Below are 21,763 nucleotides of genomic sequence, written 5' to 3' on the forward strand. Positions count from 1 at the left end.
TTTTTAAACGGCGTACTTAAGTCAATTTTTTGGTTTACCTCTAAATTATGCCAACACAAAATGTGATTCTTAGCATTATTATCGCCGCCCATAACAGCGATGAATATCTTCAAGACACACTGCAAAGCCTGCTTGCGGCATTGGGCGCCGACATCGGACGCTGTGAAATCATCTTGGTCAACGATGCCTCAAGTGATGGCACCGCTTCAATTCTCAGGGCTTTCGCCCAATCAACGCCGCAAGCACATTATTATGCGGTTGAATTCACCAACCTTGGCAAGGTGCGTAGCTTTGCCTTGGCTCACAGCCAGGGTGAATACGTCACTATGTTTGACAGTGATGACCTCTTGAAAAGCGGCTCTCTTGGGGAGATCCTCACTTTCCTGGCCCAGAAAAAACCCAGCTTGCTATTGACCAAGCTACAGGAGGTGCGTGATCTCGGTACCGCCGATAAAACCTGGAAGGGGTTGAAAACCAAGACCCTGCTCGCGGATGAAGCGATAACGCGTTTCCTGATTCACAAAGATTTCCAGGCGCACTTGATTGGACAATTCATCCATCGGGACCTGCTGTTGTCATCCCCTATGCCGGATTTTACCTGCTATGAAGATTTTTACATCTTTCCGGAAATTCTGACCAAGGCCACAACCATCGTGTTTTCATCTGAGAGCCATTATCTTTATATAAAACGCGCCGACAGCCTGTCGAACTCCCCATCGGAAAAAAAAATACATAATCTCTTCGTATGCACGGAAAAAATGGATGCGCTTTTTGGCAAAAAATTTCATGATTTAGTCTTGTGTCATTGGCTGGATATTCAGCTGAAAAGGAAAAAATGGATTACGGATAGAGAGCAATTAAATACGCTGCAGGAGAAAGTGCAGGAAACTCGCCGCATCCGTTTTTTTATAAACCCGTCGGTAAGATTCAGTTATAAAAAAAAGGCAGCAGTATCGCTTTATAGGGACAAAATAGGACAAGGGTTGTATTTAGCCAGTTTTTTATTGGCTATTTTATCGGTTGTATTTACCTTGATTTCAACGAGTATACAGCGGGAATTATTCTATTTCTCTGGTTACGCTGCCCTGCTCGGGCTGTTCGCCGAGCGAAAAAACCTCAAATGGCCCAAAAAGGATCTTTCGTATGCCATCATGTTAATTGGCGTGGTCAAAATTATCTGGACACTGATCCTGTATCGCCATGAGCACACCTACGGGTTGGGATTTATACAGCTGAATTCGGGTAAGAAACTCATTTTCGGCGGCGCGCTGATTTTTTATATCACCCAGTTTTCCCACTATCTGGCAAGTTTCAATTACCGTAAATACCTGTTGTCCGGATTTGCGTTAGCCTTTGTGCTGGCTACCGGTTATGGTCTTTATCAGATTCATCACGGTATGGACCGCATTGCCCTAAGCACCAATCGCGCAACCATTGCGGCCTATATTTACTCTGCATTGTCTATTCTTCTTATTTATCTGCTTCTGATATTCAAGAAAACCGTCAATCACCATATAACATTAATGGCGGTGATCACCATCTCCTTCCTGGTTATCATCATGATGGGCACCCGCGCCGCAATACTTGCGCACCTGTTAATGATTTCGCTGATGATGTTGTTCCATTTCCGCAAGATTTACCTCAAACCCCTGCTGATCGTCATGGTGCTGCTGGGGTTTGGTGTGGGTATGTCTTATGGAAAATACATCAAGCCGAAGATTGAACAAACCGACAGTGAAATAGCGCTTTACCAAAACGGTAACGACCAATCATCACTGGGCTCCAGGTTCTCGTTATGGTATGTCGGCCTGAATATATTCTCTCAGCATCCTTTTGGCAATACCGTTGAGGGGCGCCACATGCAAGCCGCGGAGATCATCGTCCACGATCCGGGTAACAGAACCGCGATGGAATATATCGACACGCACCTGCACAATGAACTGCTTGAAGCCGCCTCGCTGCAAGGTATCGTCGGCCTGCTGACCGTGGTGCTTTTTTATGTTTATATCATCAGCCAGTCGCTGGTGAGAAAGAATACGCCAATGCTGCTGATTGGCTGCTGCATAATCGTTTACGGTCTGTCGGATGTCTTGTTAGTCAGCTCAGAATCGATACTGTTTTTCATGGTGTGCATTGCCCTATTTACAAAAATGCCGCCGGTGAAAGCAAGCGCGGCACCCAACCCCGTCGGCAGCAGATTGATTCGGCACGCCAACTGACGGGGTTATGGCATCTAGAATTGAATACAGAAAAAAATTAAGCCAGGGTATCGGTCGTTCGTATCCAGCCGTGATCGGCGTAGACCGGCCAGCCATTGAGCCAGCGGCGCAGCATGTTCAGCGCCATCAGCGAGACCACTTCCTGCCGGGTTTTGAGACCGTGCCGCTGTATATTGATGGTAAAAGTGACCGTTTGGGCATAACTGCGATCGGGAGTGTGCAGCGCCAGGCTAAGCCGTTCCTGTTCCAGGTTACCTACCGCCAGCGCCAGCTGCGCGCCATGTCGGGCGGCCAGGTCTTGCGCCTGCCGGGCCAGTTTTTGCAAAGGAGAAGCTTCTTCTGCGGAAGATTGCCGCGCCCCGGCCAGATTCCTATCCGCACTCTTATCGGCGCTACCGGCGCCCAGGGAGGACAGCCATTCACCGCTGACCACCGGCATGCCGGCGCTTTGGCACTGCCAGGTCAATAAGCCGGCGGTGAAATGTTCGCCGATGGCCAGAGTCAGTCCGAGCTGGCGCAGCCGTCCGGCCAACTGGGTGGGTAAATCGTCGGTGCCTTCGTATATCGCGCTTTCACCGGCCACCGCCCTGACCTGTTGCCAGGCCAGCTCCATTGCTTCCCGCTCGTGGGCCGGGCCGGTGAGTTTCAGTTCGATGATCGGCATGGAGGAACGGTAGCCCAGAACTACCTCTTCCGGTAGCGGCATGCCGTCGAGCTGGCTGGCCAGCTCGCTTTCCGCGCGCCCGAAAGTGGTTAGCCGCAGGCACAGCGGCGGATCGGGCAGGTCGAAACGCTCACGCAGCCGCGGCACAATCTCTTGCGCCACCATCACTTTGAATTCAGACGGCACGCCGGGGGTGAAAAACATCAGGCAGCGATTCAGCTGCAACGCAAACCCGCATGCGGTGCCCACCGGGTTGTCGATCATCTCCGCATTGGCGGGGATCAGCGCCTGCTTGCGGTTGCTGGGGGCCATGACCCGTCCCCGTTCGGCAAAATAGGCTTCTATTTTCGCCAGCCATTCGGGATGCTCCACCAGTTCTTCCCCGGCCGCCGTGGAGGCGGCCAGCGCGCTCAGATCGTCGCTGGTGGGACCCAGGCCGCCGTTGACAATGAGAATATCCGCCCGCAGGCTGCGTTCGGTCAAGGCCGCCACCAGTGCGGACAGATTGTCGCCCACGGTCATGCGTGCACTCATCGGCAGGCCCTGTTCAAACAGATAATTCGCCAGCCACGCCGCATTGGTATCGACAATCTGTCCATGCAGAACTTCATCGCCGGTGCACAGCATTTCTACCCTAAGCATTATCTTCTCCTGTAAACCCCATACCGTCACTTTAGAAAGCCGCACCGATAAACACAACCTTTCTTTAGGGATTTATGGTGAATTGCGCCGCGACCCAATCCATGATACTGCGGCGGGAAATTTTAATGCCGCCGCCGCCGAGGGTGTCAGGCAGCGTAAAATAAGCCGCCGGTCGCTGCCAGGGCGCCAGTTGCGGATCCAGCCAGGCGCGCAATTGTTCAAAGGGCGTATCTCCTTCCACCACCGCTACCGGGCGCTGGCCGAATTCCTCGTCCGCCACCGGCACCACAAAGGCCTGGCGCACATCGGGATGAATAGCCAGTACGCGTTCAATGTCCTCCGGCTGGATACCCTCTCCGCCGCAGATAAATAAATTGTCCAGCCGGCCGGAAATATGCAGCTCGCCGTCCACAAACCTGCCCCGATCCCGCGTATGGAACCAGCCGTCGCTGTCGGTAAAGGGAATCAGCCGTCCCTGCTGCCAGTAACCCGACGCTATGCTGCCGCCGCGCAGCCACACTTCGTCATCCACCAGCCGCAGCTCCCGTCCCGTCAGAGGCATGCCTACACCCGGCGAGGCGTCGGCGCGTTTGGCGCAGACCGTCGAGGCGAACTCGGTGAGTCCGTAGCCGCACCAGCAGCGGATCCCCAACGCTTCGGCCTGCCGGGTAAGGTCCGGCGGGATCATCGCTCCGCCCAGCAAGACGTCTTGCAGGCTGAGGCCGGCCATGTCGCCCTTTAACAGGCGCCACAGCTGGGTAGGTACCAGAGAGGCGTGACTGCAGCCCGCCAGCGCCTGCTCCAAAGGCATATCGTCCGCCACTACCAGCGTGGCGCCGGCCGCCAGGGCGCGCCAGACGATACCCTGGCCGGAAACATGGTACAGGGGCAGCGAGAGCAGCCAGCTGTGGCGATGCTGAAAATTCATCAATGACAGGACACCCTCCGCGCTGGCCAGATGGGCGGCGAAGGTGTGGGCCGCCGCTTTCGGCAGGCCGCTGGAGCCGGATGTGAGAGTCAGCGTGGCCAGGCGGTTGATCTGCCAGGGGATCCTGGCGGGGGAGGAGCCCACGGACGACGGGCTTATGGCCAAAGGAGTGATACCGTCCGGCCAGGAAAAATCCGCCCCGCACCAGCCAAAATCAATGTTCAGGCCGGGCAGCAGCCGGACCAGCAGATCCGGCGGCAGCTGTGGGCTGAGGGGAATGACCCGGGCGCCGCACTGCAGAACGGCCAGATAAGCCAGCACCAGCTCCAGCCGGTTTTTTCCCCGCAGGGCCACGCCGCAGCCGGCCGTGACGCCGGCCTGCTGCCAGGCGGCGGCCAGTTCATTGATCCGTTGCGCCAGTACGCGCCAGCTCCATTGAGCGGCAGGGGTACGCAAAGCGATGCTGTGCGGAGTATGGTGCGCCCAGTAATGCCAGGGCCAGTTATCAAAGCTTTTCATGGTGTTATTCATCTTGATTCATGAAGAAAACCGCTTCCTCAGGATGCGCGGGCGATAGTGTGCAATTGCGCGGGGGACTGCAACGGCAGCAGGCTGCCGGGCCAGCGGCGCAGCAGTTGCGCTCCCAGCAGCGACAGCGTATCAAGCCCAGGGGGGACGCCGGGAGTCAGAACTTGCGACAGACGGGCCAACTGGGTCAGGCCCAGGCTTGATTCAATGGAAGAACTTATCACCGCCGTTAAACCCGCCTGCCGGGCCTGGTGGATTAAACGTTCGCATCGCCGCAGGCTGCCTGTGAGAGTGGGTTTGATGATAATCGCCGCCACGCCCGGCTGCGGCCGCAAAGAAAAATCCCCTTCGCGCACCGTCTCGTCCCAGGCGATAGGGATGCCGCTGTCGCGGGCAAACACCAGAGATGCGGCGGGAGTGGCACAGGGCTCCTCGATGAAATCAATCCGCCCCCGTAATGACGGGTCCAATCCTGCGGCAAAGGCGGCGGCGGCGGCGGCGGTCCAGCTGCGGTTGGCATCCAGGCGTAAATGCAGCCCGGGCAGCGCCGCCAGCATGCCGTTCACCTGGCGGCTCTCTGCACCGCCGTCCGTCAGGCCCACCTTGACCTTGGCCAGCCGGCTGTCCGGCAAAGCGGTCAAACGGCGGATGAATTCATCGCTGTCGCCGCTGCATAAAGGCACCGCAATAGAGGGAGCCTGCGGGGGAAGGCGGTCTTCCAGCTCCGCCAGGGCACAGCTGAGGCCGAATGCCACCGAGGGCGCGATGCGCTGCGCGATGTCTTCGCCGCCTGAGAGATCCGCCAGGATGGAGGCGCCGGCAACCCAGCGCCGCATCAGCAATAGCGCCGCCTCGGCGGCCTGAGGGAGGCTCTCCCGGCTAAAGCCGGGCAGCGGCGCTATCTCTCCTTCGCCGGTGCGGTGATCCTCCTCAAGGCGCACCACCAGACCGTTGCGCTGTCGCTGATGCTGTCCGCGCAGCACCACGCCGGCATGCAGCGGCAGGCTATAAGCCAGCAGCGTCCCGCGGCGCATCAAGGGTTCCGTTTGAACCTGGAGAAATCCGGCTGCCGCTTTTCCACAAAGGCATTACGGCCTTCCTGGCCCTCTTCCGTCATATAAAACAGCATGGTGGCGTTGCCCGCCAGTTCCTGCAGCCCTGCCTGTCCGTCGCAATCCGCATTGAGGGCGGCCTTCAGGCAGCGCAGCGCCATGGGACTGTTTTGCAGCATTTCACGGCACCAGCGCACAGTTTCCTTCTCCAGTGAAGCCAGCGGCACCACGGTATTCACCAGCCCCATGTCCAGCGCCTGCTGAGCGTCGTACTGGCGGCACAAAAACCAGATTTCCCGAGCCTTTTTCTGGCCGACGATGCGGGCCATATAGGCCGCGCCCCAGCCGCCGTCAAATGATCCCACCCGGGGGCCGGTCTGGCCGAAAACAGCATTATCCGCCGCCAGGGTGAGATCGCACATCATATGCAGCACATGGCCGCCGCCGATGGCATAGCCCGCCACCATCGCCACCACCGGCTTCGGGCAGGTGCGTATTTGCCGTTGGAAATCCAGCACGTTCAGGTGATGCACGCCGCTGTCATCTTTATAACCGCCATAATCCCCCCGCACTTTCTGGTCGCCGCCGGAGCAAAACGCCAAATCCCCTTCTCCGGTGAGGATAATCACCCCGATCCCGTCATCATAGCGGGCGTCCGCCAGGGCCTGGAGCATCTCCTTGACCGTCAGCGGGCGGAAGGCGTTACGCACCTGGGGACGGTTTATCGTGATTTTGGCGATGCCGTCGGCGGATTTCTGATAACGGATATCCACGAAGTCACCGCTGCAATCGCGCCAGTCCACCGGGGCATACCATTGTTCTTCACTGGGTTTAAGCATAAAGCGTTCCTTTAGTATAACGGGGCAAGCAGGGATAAAAGTTTTTCGGCAAAAGCCGCCGGCTCGGCCCGGTGGGCATTATGACCCGCACCGGGCACCAGGGAACAGGGCAGGCCGCCCTGCCGTGCCAGCGTGGAAAATTTGGCGTCCCGTTCGCCGCACAGATAGCCGAAGGGCAAACTCAGGGTCTGGAGCGACGGCAGTAAATCGGGCTGGCGCGCCAGCGAAGTGGCGTCCAGCATGGCCGCGATGGCGGTTCCCTGGTTATGGCGGCGCAGCGCCACCAGTTCCCGGCGCTGCGCGTCGGATAAATCGGCGAATACCGGCTGTCGGTACCAGTCGTCCAATACCTGCCCCAGGGGCTGCTGGGCAAAACGCTGCGCCCAGGCGCGATCGTGTCGCAGACGGTCTGCCCGGGCTTCCGGGCTGGCCAATCCCGGATGCGCCCCTTCCACAAACACTCCGCGCAACCCCGCCGGACGATCCCGACAGGCATGGTAAAGGGCGATACGGCCGCCGAGAGAGTAGCCGATAAGAATATAGCGTTCGATGTCCAGGGAAGCCAGCGTCTGCGCCAGCCCCTGCGTGACCTCGGCGAAACCTTCCGGCGACATGGAACAGGACGCGCCATGGCCCGGTAAATCCGGCGCCGCCATCGGCCAGCCATCAAAATAGGGTAACACCGGCGCCCAATCATCGCCACTGCCCAGCAGACCGTGCAGCCAAACCAACCAGGGCCGCCCGGCCTCACCGGGCCGCAGGCGATTCACGGCCCACTTCATACCGCCGCCATCCCGGCCACCAGGCTCCGGAACCGGTCGGCTCCCTCATGGGGCGGCACCGCCAGTTCAATCAGCGTGGCGGCGCTCCCGGCCGGCTGCCGCCAGGCATCGGCCAGGCAGCTTTGCAGCGTGGAGAAATCCGGCGGGCTGGCATAATTCAGGCCGAACAATGCCGCGGCGTGGCGGAACTCCACCTGCTGCGGCATGACGTAATAGTGTTCCCGTACCGCTTCAGGGGTCGGCAATAGGGAGAATATCTGGCCGCCGTTATTGTTGACCACCAGGATGGCCGCCGGCGCGGTGGTGTGGCGAAACAGCGCCAGGGCATTCAGATCGTAAAGCGCCGATAAATCCCCCACCACGGCCAGCAGCGGCCCGTCGCCGCCCCGCAATACGCCGGCGGCGGTGGAGAGCAAACCGTCGATACCGCTGGCGCCGCGGTTGCCGAATACCGGATAGCACGCAGGCAATTGCCCCAGGGCGTCCACCAGCCGAACCGCCAGGCTGTTGCCGATAAACAGCCGGCCGCCGGCGGGCAGCAGCTCCGCCAGACGGTGCGCCAGCTGAATTTCCCCCAGGGCTCCGGTCATCGCCGCCCGGATATGGCGGTGCGCCCGGCGGCTTAACGCTTCCAGCGGCGCGGCCCAGTTCTTGTTGTCCCGTGAGGACGGGGACGGGGAAGGATGGCAGTCGAGCCAGGCGCCGACGGGCGTATGAAAACGCCGGCCGCGGTGATGCGCCGGATCCAGACGGCCCGGCAGCGGATCCACCAGCCAATACTCCCGCGGCCGGCACTGCGCCTGCCACTGCAGCAGGCGCTTGCCGGTCAGGCTGCCGCCGAACTGAATCACCAGTTCCGCCTGTTGCAGGCACTCTCCGGCGGCCGGGTCGGCCAGCCACAAATCGGCAAACGGCAGCGGCTGCCCGGTTTGCGACAGGACATCGCCAATCAGCGGCCAGCCCAGCTCAGCGGCCCAGGTCGCCAGACGCCCCCCCTCCTCCGCCGGTATACGCCCGGCGATAATGACCCCTTTGCGCCGGCGCCAGCCTTCCCAGTCATCCTCAGGCAAGGTCCGGGCCTGCGCCGGGAGCGGCACCGACAGCCAGGGCCGGTCATCCTGCCACCACTCCCCCAGCGCCGACGACCAGGGATCCTCATCGTTCTCTTCAGGCCCGTACAGAGGTTCGGCAAACGGACAGTTGACATGGACCGTTTCGCGGGCGGACAAGGCCTGATCGAGGGTGGATGCCAGCCAGCCCGCCGGAATATCCGGCGTCGGACGGGGCAGGTTTACCGACCGGCCGGCAAATCCGGCAAACAGGCCGGGTTGGCGGATGGCCTGGTTGGCGCCGCAATCAATCAGTTCCGGCGGCCGATCGGCGGTGAGCATAATCAGCCGTTCGCCGGTGAGGCTGGCTTCGATCAGCGCCGGGTAGAGATTGGCCGCCGCGGTGCCGGAAGTGACGATAACCGCCACCGGCTGGCCCGTGGACTTGGCCAGTCCCAAAGCCAGATGTCCCAATCCGCGCTCATCGAAATGAGTGTGGCGGACAAGCCGCGGATGCCCGGCGGCGGCAAGGGTCAGCGGGGTTGAACGGGAACCGGGCGCAATGCAGATATGCCGCACGCCGTGGCGGGTCAGGGTTTCCAGCACTACTCTGGCCCAGCGCCGGTTAAATTCGGTTGATGACGCTGCGGGCATCGCATTTTTTGTCATGAAAGAAAACCGTCTCAAGGGAATGAAAAACCCGTCCCGCCGAGGTGGTCAGGACATAAGGGGGACAGGATTGGTATTCCCGGCCCCCCGGCAAGCCGCCATTATAAGCACGTACCGCCGGCGGGATGTTGATATAAAACGGCATAACCTCATCCCGCCGGTTCAGCGGACTCGGCGGCGAACAGGGAGCGCATGCCCGCGGCTTTATTTTCAATTTCCCGCCACTCTTGATCCGCATCGGATCCTTCCACGATACCGGCGCCGGCATAGAGCATGACGGATTGGTTCTCCACCTGAGCGCAGCGCAGGGAGACGCAGAACTCCGATTGCGCCAGGGAAAGATAGCCCGCCGAGCCCGCGTACCACTCCCGCCCGAACGGCTCATGGCGGGCAATAAAGCGCCGGGCGGCGTCACGGGGCAGCCCGGCCACCGCGGCGGTGGGCTGCAGCATGGACAGGCAGCGGACATCGTCCCGGCAGTTGAGCTGCGCCATAATGGTCCGCCGCAGGTGCTGCACGGTGCGCAGGCTGATGATCTCCGGCGGCGTGACGTCAAGGGAAAGAGCGGCCGGATGCAGCCGTTGGCAGATATCATCCACCACCAGCAGATTTTCCCGTTGATTTTTATCGTCGTTCATCAGCCAGTCCGCCAATTCGGCGGCGGATGACGAAGGCCCGCCGGCGGCGACGGTGCCCGCCAGCGCTTCGGTATCAAGCCGGTTTTCCCGCCGGCGGTAGAGCCGCTCCGGGCTTGACCCCAAGAACGCCCGCCCGGGAGACCAGCACAGCATGTAGTGATAGCAGTGATGGTTAACCGCCTTGCTGGCGGCCATCAGGGCGGCGGAGCGAAGCTTGCCGCTCAGCACCAGACGGGTGCGGCGCGCCAGCACCACTTTGGCGAATTGCTGCTCCCGCAGAGCCGCCAGCGCCCGGGCGATCATCTGCCGCCACTGGGGACGTTCAGGCTGATGAGCGGCGCTGATTTCACCGGCGGCAAAGGGGTCCAGTGGCCCGGCGCCAGGCAATCGGGCCAATTGGGCCAATTGGGCGGCACACAGCCGGGCATCCTCCAGCAGGGAGCCGTCGCTGGCCAGATTGAGGATTAACTGATGGGATTGCCGCTCGCGCTGCCAGGTAATCCGGGGCAAAAACAGATAGCTCTCCGGTTCGCCTTCTCCATGACCGAAGGCGTTCAGGCCCCAAAGGCGCAGCGTATCGCGGGCCGGATGGGCGGCTAAAAAGGCCTGTGCCGACGCCAGGCGGTTGAATATCTTCACGCCGCCGCACGCCGCCGCCTCCAGCTCGCCGTCGCGATGCTGCCAATAGCATTGGGGATAAAGGGGCACGGCGTTCAGCCAGTCCAGCATGGGCACGTGCACGCCGGGCGTCCAGGGCAGGCTGATGGAATAGACCCCCGGTACCTCGGGTATGGTCCCCGCATCCATATGCTGTTGAAGAGCTGATTGAAGTAACGGCAGCATAAGCACCCGCATAATTATTCCCATTATCCCTCACGTTGCGGCCGTGCCGGCGGCAACCCGAAAGCTATTGGGTTTATTAGCTAATTATATGAGTATGGATTATACGGTCGGTCATGCCAAAAACGAAAGGAATGCTGGTAGATATGCATCGATTAGCAGGTATTTACATGAGAGCGGCTGGCTCTTTCAGCCAGCCGGCGGAACGTTAGCGGCGGGCCAGCAGCAAACCGAACACCAGACCTATCGACGCGCCGATGCCCACGCCACGCCAGGGATTTTCCTGCACGTATTCATCGGCGCGGTAGACCGCCTGTCGGGCCCGATAATAATAATTATCCGACGCGCGGCTGATGCGCTTCTTGACCTCGTCCAGCGCCGCTTCGGCGCGGGTCTTCAACTCAACATATTTTTGGTCCGCCTTATCGCCGGAATAAGCCAAAACCTCTTCCAGGGTATCGGACAACAATTGCACGTCGTCGTCCACATGTGTTTCATGTGGTTGAGTGGGATCTGTTGGGTTAACCATAACTGTTCTCCGTGTTCTGATGAAAGACCGATGCTATAACTATAGTCAAGTATTTCAATAACCGAGGAACATTTCCTGCCGGATCATTCTTAAAATCAACCCGCTATGGCCGCCGTCAATGTTTAAGGGTTTGAATGTAATCAGCCAGCCCCTGGATATCCTCATCGGTCAGGGTGGTTTTGGCCTGATGTTCGGCGCCGCTGGTTTCGATTTTGCCGTCCCGGCGGTCGGTCAAGCCGGATACCAGCTGGTCGCGGGATAAGGAAATCAGCGGCGGCGCCTTGCCGAATGCCTGCCGGTCAGCCTTGCGGCCATGGCAATCGGCGCAGCTCTGGCTGTATTTCAGCGCCCCGTCGACGGCTGAGAAGGCCGGCGCCGCCGCGCAGCACAGCAGCGCGACAGTAATGATTTTTTTCATGATTTTCCTTGTTGCGCCTGCCGGAACATGGCCGCCAGCGCCGGTTCACCCTGCATGCCCTGGTGTACTTCCACCACCTTGCCCTGCCCATCGATAAGATACGAGGTGGGCGTACCAATCACCTGATAACGTTCTTTGGTAATGCCGAGCTGGTCGCGCACCACCGGATAGCTCAGATGCAGCTGGCCGAGAAAAGGGGCGATGTCCGTCTGCTGCGGATCGGTATTCACCGCCACCACCACCAGGCCGCTGCCGTTGCCATAGCTGTCGGTCAGCTTTTGCAAAGCCGCCAAATCCGCCGCGCATCCGCCGCAGTCTGCCGCCCAGAAGGTTAAATATACCTGCTTCCCGTGCCATTTTTCCAGTGCCGCCGGCTGCCCGCGTAAATCAAACGCCGCCAGGGACGGGGCTTTGGCGCCAATGGCCACCTGCTGTTGGTCTTTGCAGCCGCCCAGGGCCGCCGCCAGCGCCAGCAGGCAAAACAGATTAACCGCGCGACGCCAATTCATGATGATTATTCTCCTCGCCAAGATATTTACCGTGCTGCAAGCGGATGATGCGATCGGCGAAACGTCCCAGTTCCGGATTATGGGTCACCATGACGATGGTCCGGCCCTGACGGTGCAAATCCGTCAGCAAATCCAGCACCCGCTGTTCATTTTCTTCATCCAGGTTGCCGGTGGGCTCATCGGCGAAAATAACCGGCGGCTCATTAACCAGAGCCCGGGCGATACAGACCCGCTGCTGCTCGCCGCCGGAGAGCTGGCTGGGCAGATGATCCACCCGCGCCCCCAGGCCCACTTGCTCCAGCACCGCCCGGGCGGCGGGTTCGTCCACCACGCTGTGGTAGTGCTGCGCGAGCATGACGTTTTCCAATGCGGTGAGAAACGGAATCAGGTGAAACTGCTGGAATACCAGGCCTATCTTGTCGGCGCGGAAATTGCGCCGCCCTTCTTCGTCCAGCGCGGCGGCATCCACGCCGTCCAGCAGCACCTGCCCTTCGCTGGCGGTATCCAGGCAGGTCAGGATATTCATCAGCGTGGTTTTGCCGGAGCCCGAGGCCCCCATAAAGGCGACAAATTCACCCCGGCGGATGCGGATATTGATATCTTCCAGCGCCGTGACCTTGCCAAAGCGCTTAAAGAGATGCCGCGTCTCGATAACATAATCCGCCGCGGGCTGAGGTTGTATCAACCGGATGGTTGAAGCCATGTTCTATTCTCCTTTCAGGACCAGAGCCGGGACGACATGCAAAGCACGCCGCACCGGGACAATGGCCGCAACAGCCGCCACCAGCAGGGACAATACCAGGGTCAGCGGAAAAACCGGGGCGCGCAGGGCAATGGATGCGTTGAATACCGCATGGCCCAGGATCTGCGCCAGCACAAAGCCGATAACCACGCCGCATATCACCGCCGCCAGCGCGATAATGCCGGTTTCCGCCAGCATTTGCAGGGTAATATCCCGGGCGCTGGCGCCCAGGGCCTTTTGCAGGGCGAATTCACGGGAGCGTTCCCCCACAATGGCCATCAGCGTGGTATTGACGCATAACGACGACAGAATCAGGATCACCGCCGATACCAATCCCATCAAGCCTTTGATCTTATCCAGCACCTGGCCTTCGGACGCCGAGACCTTCAGGATCGGCCGCACGTCCAGCTCCGGGTGCTGCCGTTGCAGCCGGCGCGCGAAAACATCCACCTGGCCGAGATCGTTGTTGACGCTGAACATGGCATCGCTGATGGCTCCCGGCTGGTGCAGCCACTCCTGCGCCAGATCCAGATTTAAAATCAGCATATTGTCGGTGGCGTCGCCGGCTTCAACGATGCCTTTGATTTGCAGGCTCTTGCGCTTATTGCCTTCCACCAGGGTCACGGTATCGCCGAGCTTGACGTGCAAAATATCCGCCAGTTTGATACCGATCATGGCATGGCGATCGTCAAAATCGACGCCAATCCAGTCCCCTTTGACCTGCCAGTAGGGCACCAGCTGCTGTAGGGAATCGAACCAGACCCCCATCAGCACCACTTTTTGCAGTTCGGTGCGCGCCATGCCGTACAAATAGGGGCTGGCGGCATTAATCAGCCCCGGCGGCGCACCGTCGATAACCGGTTGCAGTATCGACGCCGGCAGGCTGTCGCCGTGACCGGGGCCAAGATAAAAATTCGCGCCGAAGGTGCGCAGTTCCTGGCTCATTTTGGCGTTGATATCAAAATACACCGATGCCATGGCGGTAACGATGGCCGCCCCTACCGTCAGGGCGGCGAACACCACCGCCACCCGCTGCAGGCGAAGCCTCAGGGCACGCAGCACCAGCAGCCAGAACATGGAACCGCCCAAGGCGGATTTGCGCGCCGCCGGCCTGGCGAGGGCGGAATCAATTGCCATACAGCACCTCCACCGGATACATCTTGCCGATGCGCCGCGCCGGGAACCAGGTGCCGATGACCGCGATCAGAATGGCGATCACCAGCACGCACGGCACCACCACCCAGGCAAAGCTCAGCGGGACGCCGAACAGCATCAAGCCGATGGCTTTCGCCAGTCCCCAGCCGGCAACGCAGCCCAGCAGGCCGCCCAAGGCGCCGCTCATCACCGCCTCCAAATAGAACAGCAGCATAATCTGCCATTGATGCGCGCCAAGCGCCTTCATCAGGCCGATTTCCCGGGCGCGCTCCATGATGGTGCTGGTCATCAGCGAGGCAATGCCCATCGCCGAGGCCGCCAGCGCCGCCAGCGTCACCACCGCCAGCAGCAGTTGGATTTTTTCGATAACCACCCCTTCCGAGGCCGCCACCTGCCAAATGGGATGCACCACCGAGCCGGAAATCGCCTCTTCCAGCTGATGAGCGATGGAGGAGACGAAGGCGGTGCAATACCAGCGGTCATAATCCGCCGCCGACAAACCGTCAAGATTGTCCCGCGCCCGCCGGGAGAGCGCGTTCTCCGGCACCGTCAGCGCCGACACCCGCACCGCCTGCACCTTGCCCGGTAATCCCAGCAACTGCTGGACCACCGCCAGCGGCATGACCAGGCGGCCCTCTTCATCGCCGCCGCTGGTCAATACGCCGCTGATGCGCACCGTCACTGCCCCGTGACTGCCCTTGAGGGATAAGACGTCGCCGGTTTTCCAGCCGCTGCGCTGAGCCAGCTGTTTGCCTATCAAGGCTTCCGGCTGCCGCCCCGCCGCCACCGGTTCGTGGGGATACTGCCCCGCCACCCGCCAGTAGGGACTGATGACTTCCTGTCCGGTATGGTAATCCGTCTCATCCGGCACGTTTACCGGCTGTGAGAAGAAGGTGCCCAGCACCGGCACCGCGGTATCGTTAACCGTCACTTCGCCGTTGAGCAGCGGCGCGAAGCCGACGATATTGTTACGCCAGAAAATATCCTTGATACTGGGCAGTTCGGACTCATCGATCAGGTCCTCCCCGGACAGCGGCACGGCGCGCTGGCCGAACATTACCGGCAGCGCCGCCTGGCCCGCCGGTTCGATCAGGATATTGGCGCCATAGGATTTCAATTCCCGCGCCATCTTGTCGCCGATATCAATGGAGACCGCCAGCAGCGCCGAAATCAGCCCGGCGGCGAGGAATACCGTCAAAACCGCCAGCGATTTGCGCCGGATATTTTTACACCACGACTGCCGCAACATACGCCACAACATAGGCTAATCCTCCGCCGCGCCGCTGCCGGTGGCCGCCGGCACGAATAGGGTCGGTTGCCCACGGAAACGGTTGTAGTTCGCTTCGCTGGCGAAGAAGTACATTTTCCCGCCGTAACTGTATTTGTATTCAGCCTGAGTATTGGTCAGTTTGCTGCCGTCCACCGGGTCGGACACATGCAGCGTCATCACGGTGGTGAAGTAATTCACCCCCGCCACCAGCGCCGGTTTGCCGATGGTCAGTTCTTTATCGTCATTACGCCAGTCGGCGATGGGAATAGGATTGCAGCCCCCCGATTTACCGATGGAGGGAATGAAGATATGCACGCCGCAGGCGACGCACACCACCTGGTTGCCTTCCATCACATACCCCTGATCGCCGCACAATAGGCAGGCGTCAAAGACGACCCCGAGCCGCAGCCTGTCGGGATAACGGTTAATGACCAAAAAGCGCACCGCTTTCCCGTCGTCCGCCACCCAGACAAAACGGTGCAGTTTGCCGTCCCGTACCTGTTGCAGGGGGATATGCACCAGCCCGTCGGCGGCCAGCGTCACCGGCACCGCTTCCGATAAACGCGGCGGCTGGGAGGCCACAAGATCCCAGTACAGCTGGCCGGCCACCACCAGCACAGCCGCCGCCAGCAGGCTGCCGGCGGTGCGGCGGGCGTTGCGGTAGCGGGCAATCCCCTTGCGGCGAAGAATAGGCCCGACCTGACGGCGGTATTCACCACGCAGGCGCACCAGGATCGGCAGGTAGCCGGCCATCAGCACCGCCATCGCCGCCGCGCTGAGATAATTCAGCCAGGGCGCGCCGTTGGTGACATGGGCGACAAAGCTCAGACGGGGTTTCGTCAAGCCGATGGTTTCCAGCTTCATCAACAGCAGAACGCACTCGCCGCTCAGGGGCAGCAGCAGCAGCAGCGATAATATTACCAGCAGCGGCCAGCGCCAGGCCGCCAGCCGCCGTACCACCATGGCGGTCATGATGGCGCTCAGGGCCAATACCACCACGGCGCACGCCACCGCGCTGAGATTCAACAGCAAATCAGTATTGATGACCCCTGAAGACGTCAATGCGCTGAGATTGGGATCGGCGCCCCAATTCAATGCCGCACCGGCCGGCAGCAGAAACTGCCAACCGTAGCCGATACGGGCGGAATAGGTGAACTGACTCGCCAGGAACAGCAGCAGTAAAATAAATTGCAGCACGGCGAGGGTCAGTTGCAGCGGCTGGCCGGCGCGCAGGTAAATCCCCGCCAGGGTCCCGGCCGCCAGGGCCAGTAAATTTACCCATACCAGCCCGCGCAGGGAAGGCGTCGGCCGACGGACCCAGTTCAAACCGCAGAGCAGCGCCACCGGCAGGAAAGCTTGTAATACGGTAACGAAAAAATAGTTCATGAAGCCTACTCAGAACCGGTAATCATTGTGCGGTGGTCCGGCAGGCCACTGCGACAGCGAAAACAGAACACGACCGCCAAGGCGGTCGTGGCTGGAGAGTATTATTTCAAGCCGACGTATTTAAACGTATAACTCACGTCGAACGGTTTCCACCACGGACCGACACCGGTTTCAGCGTCGGTATGGCGGTACATGCCGGCCTTCGGCGGCGGCTCGATATGGAAAGTCACTTTATAATTACCCACGCCCATCATTTTGACATTTTGGCCGTAATGCGGGCCATCATTGGCCACCATTGCCATAAATGTACCGTCTTGTTTCGCACCGGTATCGGTGTTCACCAAAGAGTAGCCAATGGTCAGGTAAGGCATCCATTCACCGGCGCCAAAACCGTTCTGATTGCCTTTCACCGCGTGGATATCGGTTTCAAGATGGACATCGGCCTTGGCCGCGGGCAAGCCCATGCCGCGAGGCTCCATCTCGATGGGCTGTAAATAAACCGCTGCGATTTCCATGCCGTTCATGGTGATAGGTTCACCGGCCGGATGCTCGGCGGCCATAACTGCCGGGGCGACTGTAAAACCGGTAATAACCATCGCGGTTATCAACCCTTTGTTCATCATCATCTATCTCATCCTCAAGTCATATCCGCCATATTCCTGGTTGCAGCTGCGTTGGCTTTCCTGCAACTCGAAGTATTTAGGGTAAATACCCGTTACTTCAATTGGGTATAATTGTTATAAATTGCTCTACACTGCTTCATGCCCGGGTATCTCGGTACGGGAACGGCGACGCATCACCCAGAGGGCGAACAGCGCGGCCAGTACCAAAACTGCTTGCGGAGCCAGAGTCTCCAGATAGGGGTAAATCCCCAACAGACTAATTTGCGGCATATTCTTTAATAGGGTCGGTTCGAATAATTTTCCTTCGATCAGCTCCAGAACCCCCTGGCCGGCAAATACGAACGCCATCAGATACATAAAACCGCCGGTAAACATAAAAAACGGCTTAAGCGGCAGTTTCACCACCGTATAACGCATCAGCACATATACCAGCAGCAACACGACGCATCCCACCAGGAATCCGGCCAGTATGGACATATGGCCCGCCACGCCGGCGGAGTCACCAATCAGCGCGTAATAGAACAGTACGGTTTCCGCTCCTTCACGGTACACCGCCAGAAAACTGGTAAACCACAGGCCGGCCAGTGAGCCGCTGGTGAGAGACAGGGAAAGCTTGCCTTCCAGATAGGCCTTCCAGTGCCGCGCCTCCACCTTGGAGAGCAGCCAATAACTCATAAAGAACAGGGTCACCACCGCCACCATCATGGTGCCGCCTTCCAGCAGTTCCCGATTGGCGCCGGAATTGGCGAACATCCACTGGAAAAGACCCGCGGTGACGAGGCTTGCCAGCAATGCCACCCAGACCGATTGATTGATCATCGGCAGTTTGTCCTGATGTTTGTTTTTCACCAGGTAAGCAATAATTGCCGTTACGATTAACAGCGCCTCCAGCCCTTCCCGCACGATAATCAGCAGGCTGTAGATAAACAGGCCCCAATGGCTTTCCTGCCCGGCCCCCAGCATATCCACTGCCTTGGACAGGTCCTGGCCCAAGGCATCGGCCTGCTGTTGCACCTGATCCAACGGCGCTCCGGCCTTCATCAGGCTGACCAGACGGGTAAAATAGCCTTCCAGGGCGGTTTTGAACGCCGTATCGCGGGAGCCGATTTTATTTTCCATGCCGCTGGCTTCGAAGTGATCGAAGTACGCGTCCTGAATCGCCATCATGCCCTCTTTGCCTTGCCCCGCCCGGTATTGGGCGATGGCGGCGGCTACCGCGGAATTGATATCATCGCTCACCTGCCGCCAGTTGGCATCCGGCGCCGCGTCCGCGCTTGCCGCCGCGCTGCCGGCGGCGGCCGGTACCGGCGCCGTTACCGGCTGATCCGGACGGGTGGTGGGCAGGCCCGGCAGCAGATCTTCGATATTCTGCAGCAGCGTGGTGTCGGCGTAGGCCATGGCGGTCATCTGATCAGGCTGGGTCGCCAGGGTGATCAGCGCGGAAAATTGCTGGTTGATATCGGCGGCCTGCTGCGATGAGCGGTTATTACGCACCGACATTTCCATTTCCGAGTTTTTAAAGCCCTGGAAAAAGGCTTGCTGCACGCTTTGACTGGCGGCGTCATACTGACCCTGCTGGTACTGCGTCACCGCGTTCGCCAGAAAATCGTCAATGACCTTGAATTTTTGCTGCCAGTAAAGGGCAATCTTGTCGTTACCGTAGACCGAGTTCTGCGCCGTGGCCACCAAGGGTTTCCCGCCGGTCAATATGGGCAATACATCCGCCAGCTCGCCTTTAAGGGTCTCGATTTTCCCCTGCACGTCGGACAGTGGCTTGCCGTCGCTGATCATCTGGCGGATTTCGCCAAACTGGCTTTCCATTTGATAGCTTTTCTGCGCTGAGGTATTAATGCGAATCGGCCCTTCCAGGTTTTCGAAAACCTCGAAATAGGCCATCTGCACTTCACGGCGCGCGGCATCTTTCTGCTGCTGCTGATAAAGTTGGACGGTAGTATCCAGACGACCCTGGATATCGGTTATCCAGGCTTTGTAATCATCCGCCGACCAGGCGCACGTAACACCGAGCAGCCAGATCAGGGCACACAGCAAAAATTTCGGCAAGGAGGTGAACATTGAACCAATACCAAACGTCAATGAGATTTATTTGCATTATCACCGAACCGCACGAATAAACAATGATTAGGGTCAAGAAAGGTTTTTTTAACAAAAATTTTTTGAAGGGAATTGTATCTGAATGCGGCAGGCCCGCCGCACGCCGGGCTGACAGCGCAATTCACTACAGCTGAACCGGGCGTGTTAAAGGGAAACCGTGCCGATGGGGTCGAAGCGGGCGTGGTTTTACCGCCCGCCCGAGCGCCCCATGGCGCGGTAAGCCCGCTATCACCGCACGTGCAGCAAGCCTGTTAAAGGGAAACCGTGCCGATGGGGTCGAAGCGGGCGTGGTTTTACCGCCCGCCCGAGCGCCCCATGGCGCGGTAAGCCCGCTATCACCGGACGTGCAGCAAGCCTGTTAAAGGGAAACCGTGCCGATGGGGTCGAAGCGGGCGTGGTTTTACCGCCCGCCCGAGCGCCCCATGGCGCGGTAAGCCCGCTATCACCGCACGTGCAGCAAGCCTGTTAAAGGGAAACCGTGCCGATGGGGTCGAAGCGGGCGTGGTTTTACCGCCCGTCGGAGCGCCCCACAGCGCGGTAAGCCCGCTATCACCGCACGTGCAGCAAGCCTGTTAAAGGGAAACCGTGCCGATGGGGTCGAAGCGGGCGTGGTTTTACCGCCCGCCCGAGCGCCCCACAGCGCGGTAAGCCCGCTATCACCGGACGCGCAGCGAGCGAAAAGCAATCCCGCGCCGCAGGCGCGGAACTCATCACATAATCGGCTGCGCCAGCCGCACAATGGCAATCAGCGGCTGCGGGTAGATCCCCAACAGCAGCACCAGCAGCGAGGAGATCAACACCACTACCCCACCGGCGGTCAACGCCCAGTTGCTCGGAGTATCGCGGCGTAATCTTTCCGGCGGGCTCAGATACAGACTGACCATCACCCGCAGATAGTAGTAAAGGCCGATGGCGCTCCCCACCACCACGGTGCCGGTCAGCCACCATAAGTGGGCGCTGACGCCGGCGGCGATAATATAGAACTTGCCGATAAATCCCAGCGTCATCGGAATCCCCGCCAATGACAGCATCATCACGGTCATCACCGCCGACAGGATGGGCTTATGCCAGAACAGCCCGCGATAGGAGAAAAGCGAATCGGCATCCGGCCCGGTGTAAGGACTGGACATCAGGCTGACCACGCCGAAGGCGCCCAGGCTGCTAAAGAGATACCCCGCCAAATAGACCCCGATGGCCTCCATGGAAAGCAGATGCGCGTTGACCGCAATCAGCCCCACCACCATATAGCCCAGGTGGGCAATGGAGGAATACCCCAACAGCCGTTTGATATTGCTTTGACCCAGGGCCATCAGGTTACCGAACAGGATGGAGAAAAAGGCGATAATGCCCAGCACCAGCCGCAGCGCGCTGCTGTCGGTGACCGGCGCGTACAGGAACAGCCGCATCAGCACCGCAAAAATCGCCACTTTGCTGGCGGTGGCGAGAAACGTGGACACCGGCGCCGGCGCCCCCTGATACACATCCGGCGTCCACAGATGAAACGGCACCAGCGAGAGCTTAAAGCCGATACCCACGATCATCATGCCCAGACCCGCCAGCAGCAGCGGCTGTTGCAGCATGGCGGCGTTGAGCTGATGGCCCAGGGCGACGAACGACAGGTTGCCGGTATCGGCATACACCAGCGCCATGCCGAATAACAGAAAGGACGAGGCCGCAGCGGACAGCAATGTGTATTTGATACTGGCTTCAAACGGCCGTTTTTGCTGATAGGCATAGCCAATCAGGCCGAACAGCGGCAGCGAAAGCAGTTCAATGCCCAAGAACATGGACGCCAGATGGGTGGCGCCCGCCAGCAGTATGCCCCCCATGGCGGCGATCAATACCAGCAGATAGAACTCGTCGCGGTTACCGGGATAACCCGCCAGCCAGGGATAGGCAAAGGTGCTGGTGGCCAGGCTGGAAAACAGCACCAGCGCGGTATAGAACACCGAATAGCCGTCCGAGCGAATCAGCGGCGTGACGTCCATGGCGCCGGCATAACCGACGAAAAAGAGTGAAAGCAATGCCACGTTGAGGCCGATGACCGTCAGGGTGGCGTTGACGAAATGGTTGCGTCGCCACGCAATGCACAGCATCACAACCACCACCGTCAATCCGACGATCAACAGCGGCAACAGTGCGATCAGTTGTTGAGGAGTTATTGTCATG

At 59.7% G+C, this 21,763-nt stretch carries 19 protein-coding genes; 1 reads left to right on the forward strand and 18 read right to left on the reverse strand.

The window, feature by feature from the left end; genetic code table 11:
- The first annotated feature begins 47 nt into the window (after positions 1 to 47).
- Positions 48 to 2,219, forward strand: a complete 2,172-nt coding sequence (locus tag ACL2XO_RS19160) for a glycosyltransferase (protein WP_413741303.1) — start codon at positions 48 to 50, stop codon at positions 2,217 to 2,219.
- 37 nt (positions 2,220 to 2,256) lie between these two features.
- Here ACL2XO_RS19160 and ACL2XO_RS19165 read toward each other — a convergent pair whose 3' ends face one another.
- The 18 genes from ACL2XO_RS19165 to nuoN all read right to left on the reverse strand — a co-directional run bounded on the left by ACL2XO_RS19165 (position 2,257) and on the right by nuoN (position 21,762).
- On the reverse strand, positions 2,257 to 3,525 hold the full coding sequence (locus ACL2XO_RS19165) for a nicotinamide mononucleotide deamidase-related protein YfaY (RefSeq protein WP_413741304.1): 1,269 nt from the start codon (positions 3,523 to 3,525) through the stop codon (positions 2,257 to 2,259).
- 64 nt (positions 3,526 to 3,589) lie between these two features.
- Complete coding sequence (gene menE / locus ACL2XO_RS19170) at positions 3,590 to 4,972, reverse strand: o-succinylbenzoate--CoA ligase (RefSeq protein WP_413743090.1); 1,383 nt, start codon at positions 4,970 to 4,972, stop codon at positions 3,590 to 3,592.
- A gap of 38 nt (positions 4,973 to 5,010) precedes the next feature.
- Positions 5,011 to 6,015: an o-succinylbenzoate synthase gene (menC, locus tag ACL2XO_RS19175; protein ID WP_413741305.1), complete on the reverse strand. Its 1,005-nt coding sequence runs from the start codon at positions 6,013 to 6,015 to the stop codon at positions 5,011 to 5,013.
- A complete protein-coding gene (gene menB, locus ACL2XO_RS19180; RefSeq protein WP_132927270.1) occupies positions 6,015 to 6,872 on the reverse strand; it encodes a 1,4-dihydroxy-2-naphthoyl-CoA synthase in 858 nt (285 codons plus the stop codon). The genes menC and menB overlap by 1 nt, the downstream gene beginning before the upstream one ends.
- A gap of 11 nt (positions 6,873 to 6,883) precedes the next feature.
- Entirely contained in the window at positions 6,884 to 7,654 is a 771-nt protein-coding gene (gene menH / locus ACL2XO_RS19185) for a 2-succinyl-6-hydroxy-2,4-cyclohexadiene-1-carboxylate synthase (RefSeq protein ID WP_413741306.1), read from the reverse strand.
- On the reverse strand, positions 7,651 to 9,372 hold the full coding sequence (gene menD / locus ACL2XO_RS19190; RefSeq protein WP_413741307.1) for a 2-succinyl-5-enolpyruvyl-6-hydroxy-3-cyclohexene-1-carboxylic-acid synthase: 1,722 nt from the start codon (positions 9,370 to 9,372) through the stop codon (positions 7,651 to 7,653). Before menD ends, menH begins: the two co-directional genes overlap by 4 nt.
- Positions 9,329 to 9,517, reverse strand: coding sequence for a hypothetical protein (locus ACL2XO_RS19195; RefSeq protein ID WP_413725112.1), 189 nt, complete (start codon positions 9,515 to 9,517; stop codon positions 9,329 to 9,331). The genes menD and ACL2XO_RS19195 overlap by 44 nt, the downstream gene beginning before the upstream one ends.
- Before the next feature lie 4 nt (positions 9,518 to 9,521).
- Complete coding sequence (gene menF / locus ACL2XO_RS19200; RefSeq protein WP_413743091.1) at positions 9,522 to 10,865, reverse strand: isochorismate synthase MenF; 1,344 nt, start codon at positions 10,863 to 10,865, stop codon at positions 9,522 to 9,524.
- Positions 10,866 to 11,058: 193 nt separating this feature from the next.
- Positions 11,059 to 11,379 (reverse strand): stress response protein ElaB, encoded by a 321-nt coding sequence (gene elaB, locus ACL2XO_RS19205; RefSeq protein ID WP_132927264.1) that lies wholly within the window; start codon positions 11,377 to 11,379, stop codon positions 11,059 to 11,061.
- A 115-nt stretch (positions 11,380 to 11,494) separates the two neighbouring features.
- The gene (locus tag ACL2XO_RS19210; protein ID WP_132927262.1) at positions 11,495 to 11,797 is read right to left on the reverse strand and encodes a c-type cytochrome; all 303 of its coding nucleotides are present in this window, start codon (positions 11,795 to 11,797) and stop codon (positions 11,495 to 11,497) included.
- A complete protein-coding gene (locus ACL2XO_RS19215; protein ID WP_132927260.1) occupies positions 11,794 to 12,306 on the reverse strand; it encodes a TlpA family protein disulfide reductase in 513 nt (170 codons plus the stop codon). Before ACL2XO_RS19215 ends, ACL2XO_RS19210 begins: the two co-directional genes overlap by 4 nt.
- A complete protein-coding gene (locus tag ACL2XO_RS19220; RefSeq protein WP_132927258.1) occupies positions 12,284 to 13,009 on the reverse strand; it encodes an ABC transporter ATP-binding protein in 726 nt (241 codons plus the stop codon). The genes ACL2XO_RS19215 and ACL2XO_RS19220 overlap by 23 nt, the downstream gene beginning before the upstream one ends.
- Positions 13,010 to 13,012: 3 nt before the next feature.
- The gene (locus tag ACL2XO_RS19225; protein WP_413726978.1) at positions 13,013 to 14,125 is read right to left on the reverse strand and encodes an ABC transporter permease; all 1,113 of its coding nucleotides are present in this window, start codon (positions 14,123 to 14,125) and stop codon (positions 13,013 to 13,015) included.
- Between the two features lie 49 nt (positions 14,126 to 14,174).
- Entirely contained in the window at positions 14,175 to 15,464 is a 1,290-nt protein-coding gene (locus ACL2XO_RS19230; RefSeq protein WP_132927254.1) for an ABC transporter permease, read from the reverse strand.
- Positions 15,465 to 15,467: 3 nt separating this feature from the next.
- Positions 15,468 to 16,859: a Fe-S-containing protein gene (locus ACL2XO_RS19235; protein ID WP_413741308.1), complete on the reverse strand. Its 1,392-nt coding sequence runs from the start codon at positions 16,857 to 16,859 to the stop codon at positions 15,468 to 15,470.
- Between the two features lie 101 nt (positions 16,860 to 16,960).
- Entirely contained in the window at positions 16,961 to 17,485 is a 525-nt protein-coding gene (locus tag ACL2XO_RS19240) for an iron transporter (protein WP_132927250.1), read from the reverse strand.
- Between the two features lie 123 nt (positions 17,486 to 17,608).
- Entirely contained in the window at positions 17,609 to 19,555 is a 1,947-nt protein-coding gene (locus ACL2XO_RS19245; RefSeq protein ID WP_413741309.1) for an FTR1 family iron permease, read from the reverse strand.
- A gap of 749 nt (positions 19,556 to 20,304) precedes the next feature.
- Positions 20,305 to 21,762: an NADH-quinone oxidoreductase subunit NuoN gene (gene nuoN / locus ACL2XO_RS19250; protein WP_132927246.1), complete on the reverse strand. Its 1,458-nt coding sequence runs from the start codon at positions 21,760 to 21,762 to the stop codon at positions 20,305 to 20,307.
- Position 21,763: the final 1 nt, after the last annotated feature.

This window comes from Sodalis sp. RH15, assembly GCF_047324255.1.
GTDB lineage: Bacteria > Pseudomonadota > Gammaproteobacteria > Enterobacterales > Enterobacteriaceae > Acerihabitans > Acerihabitans ligni.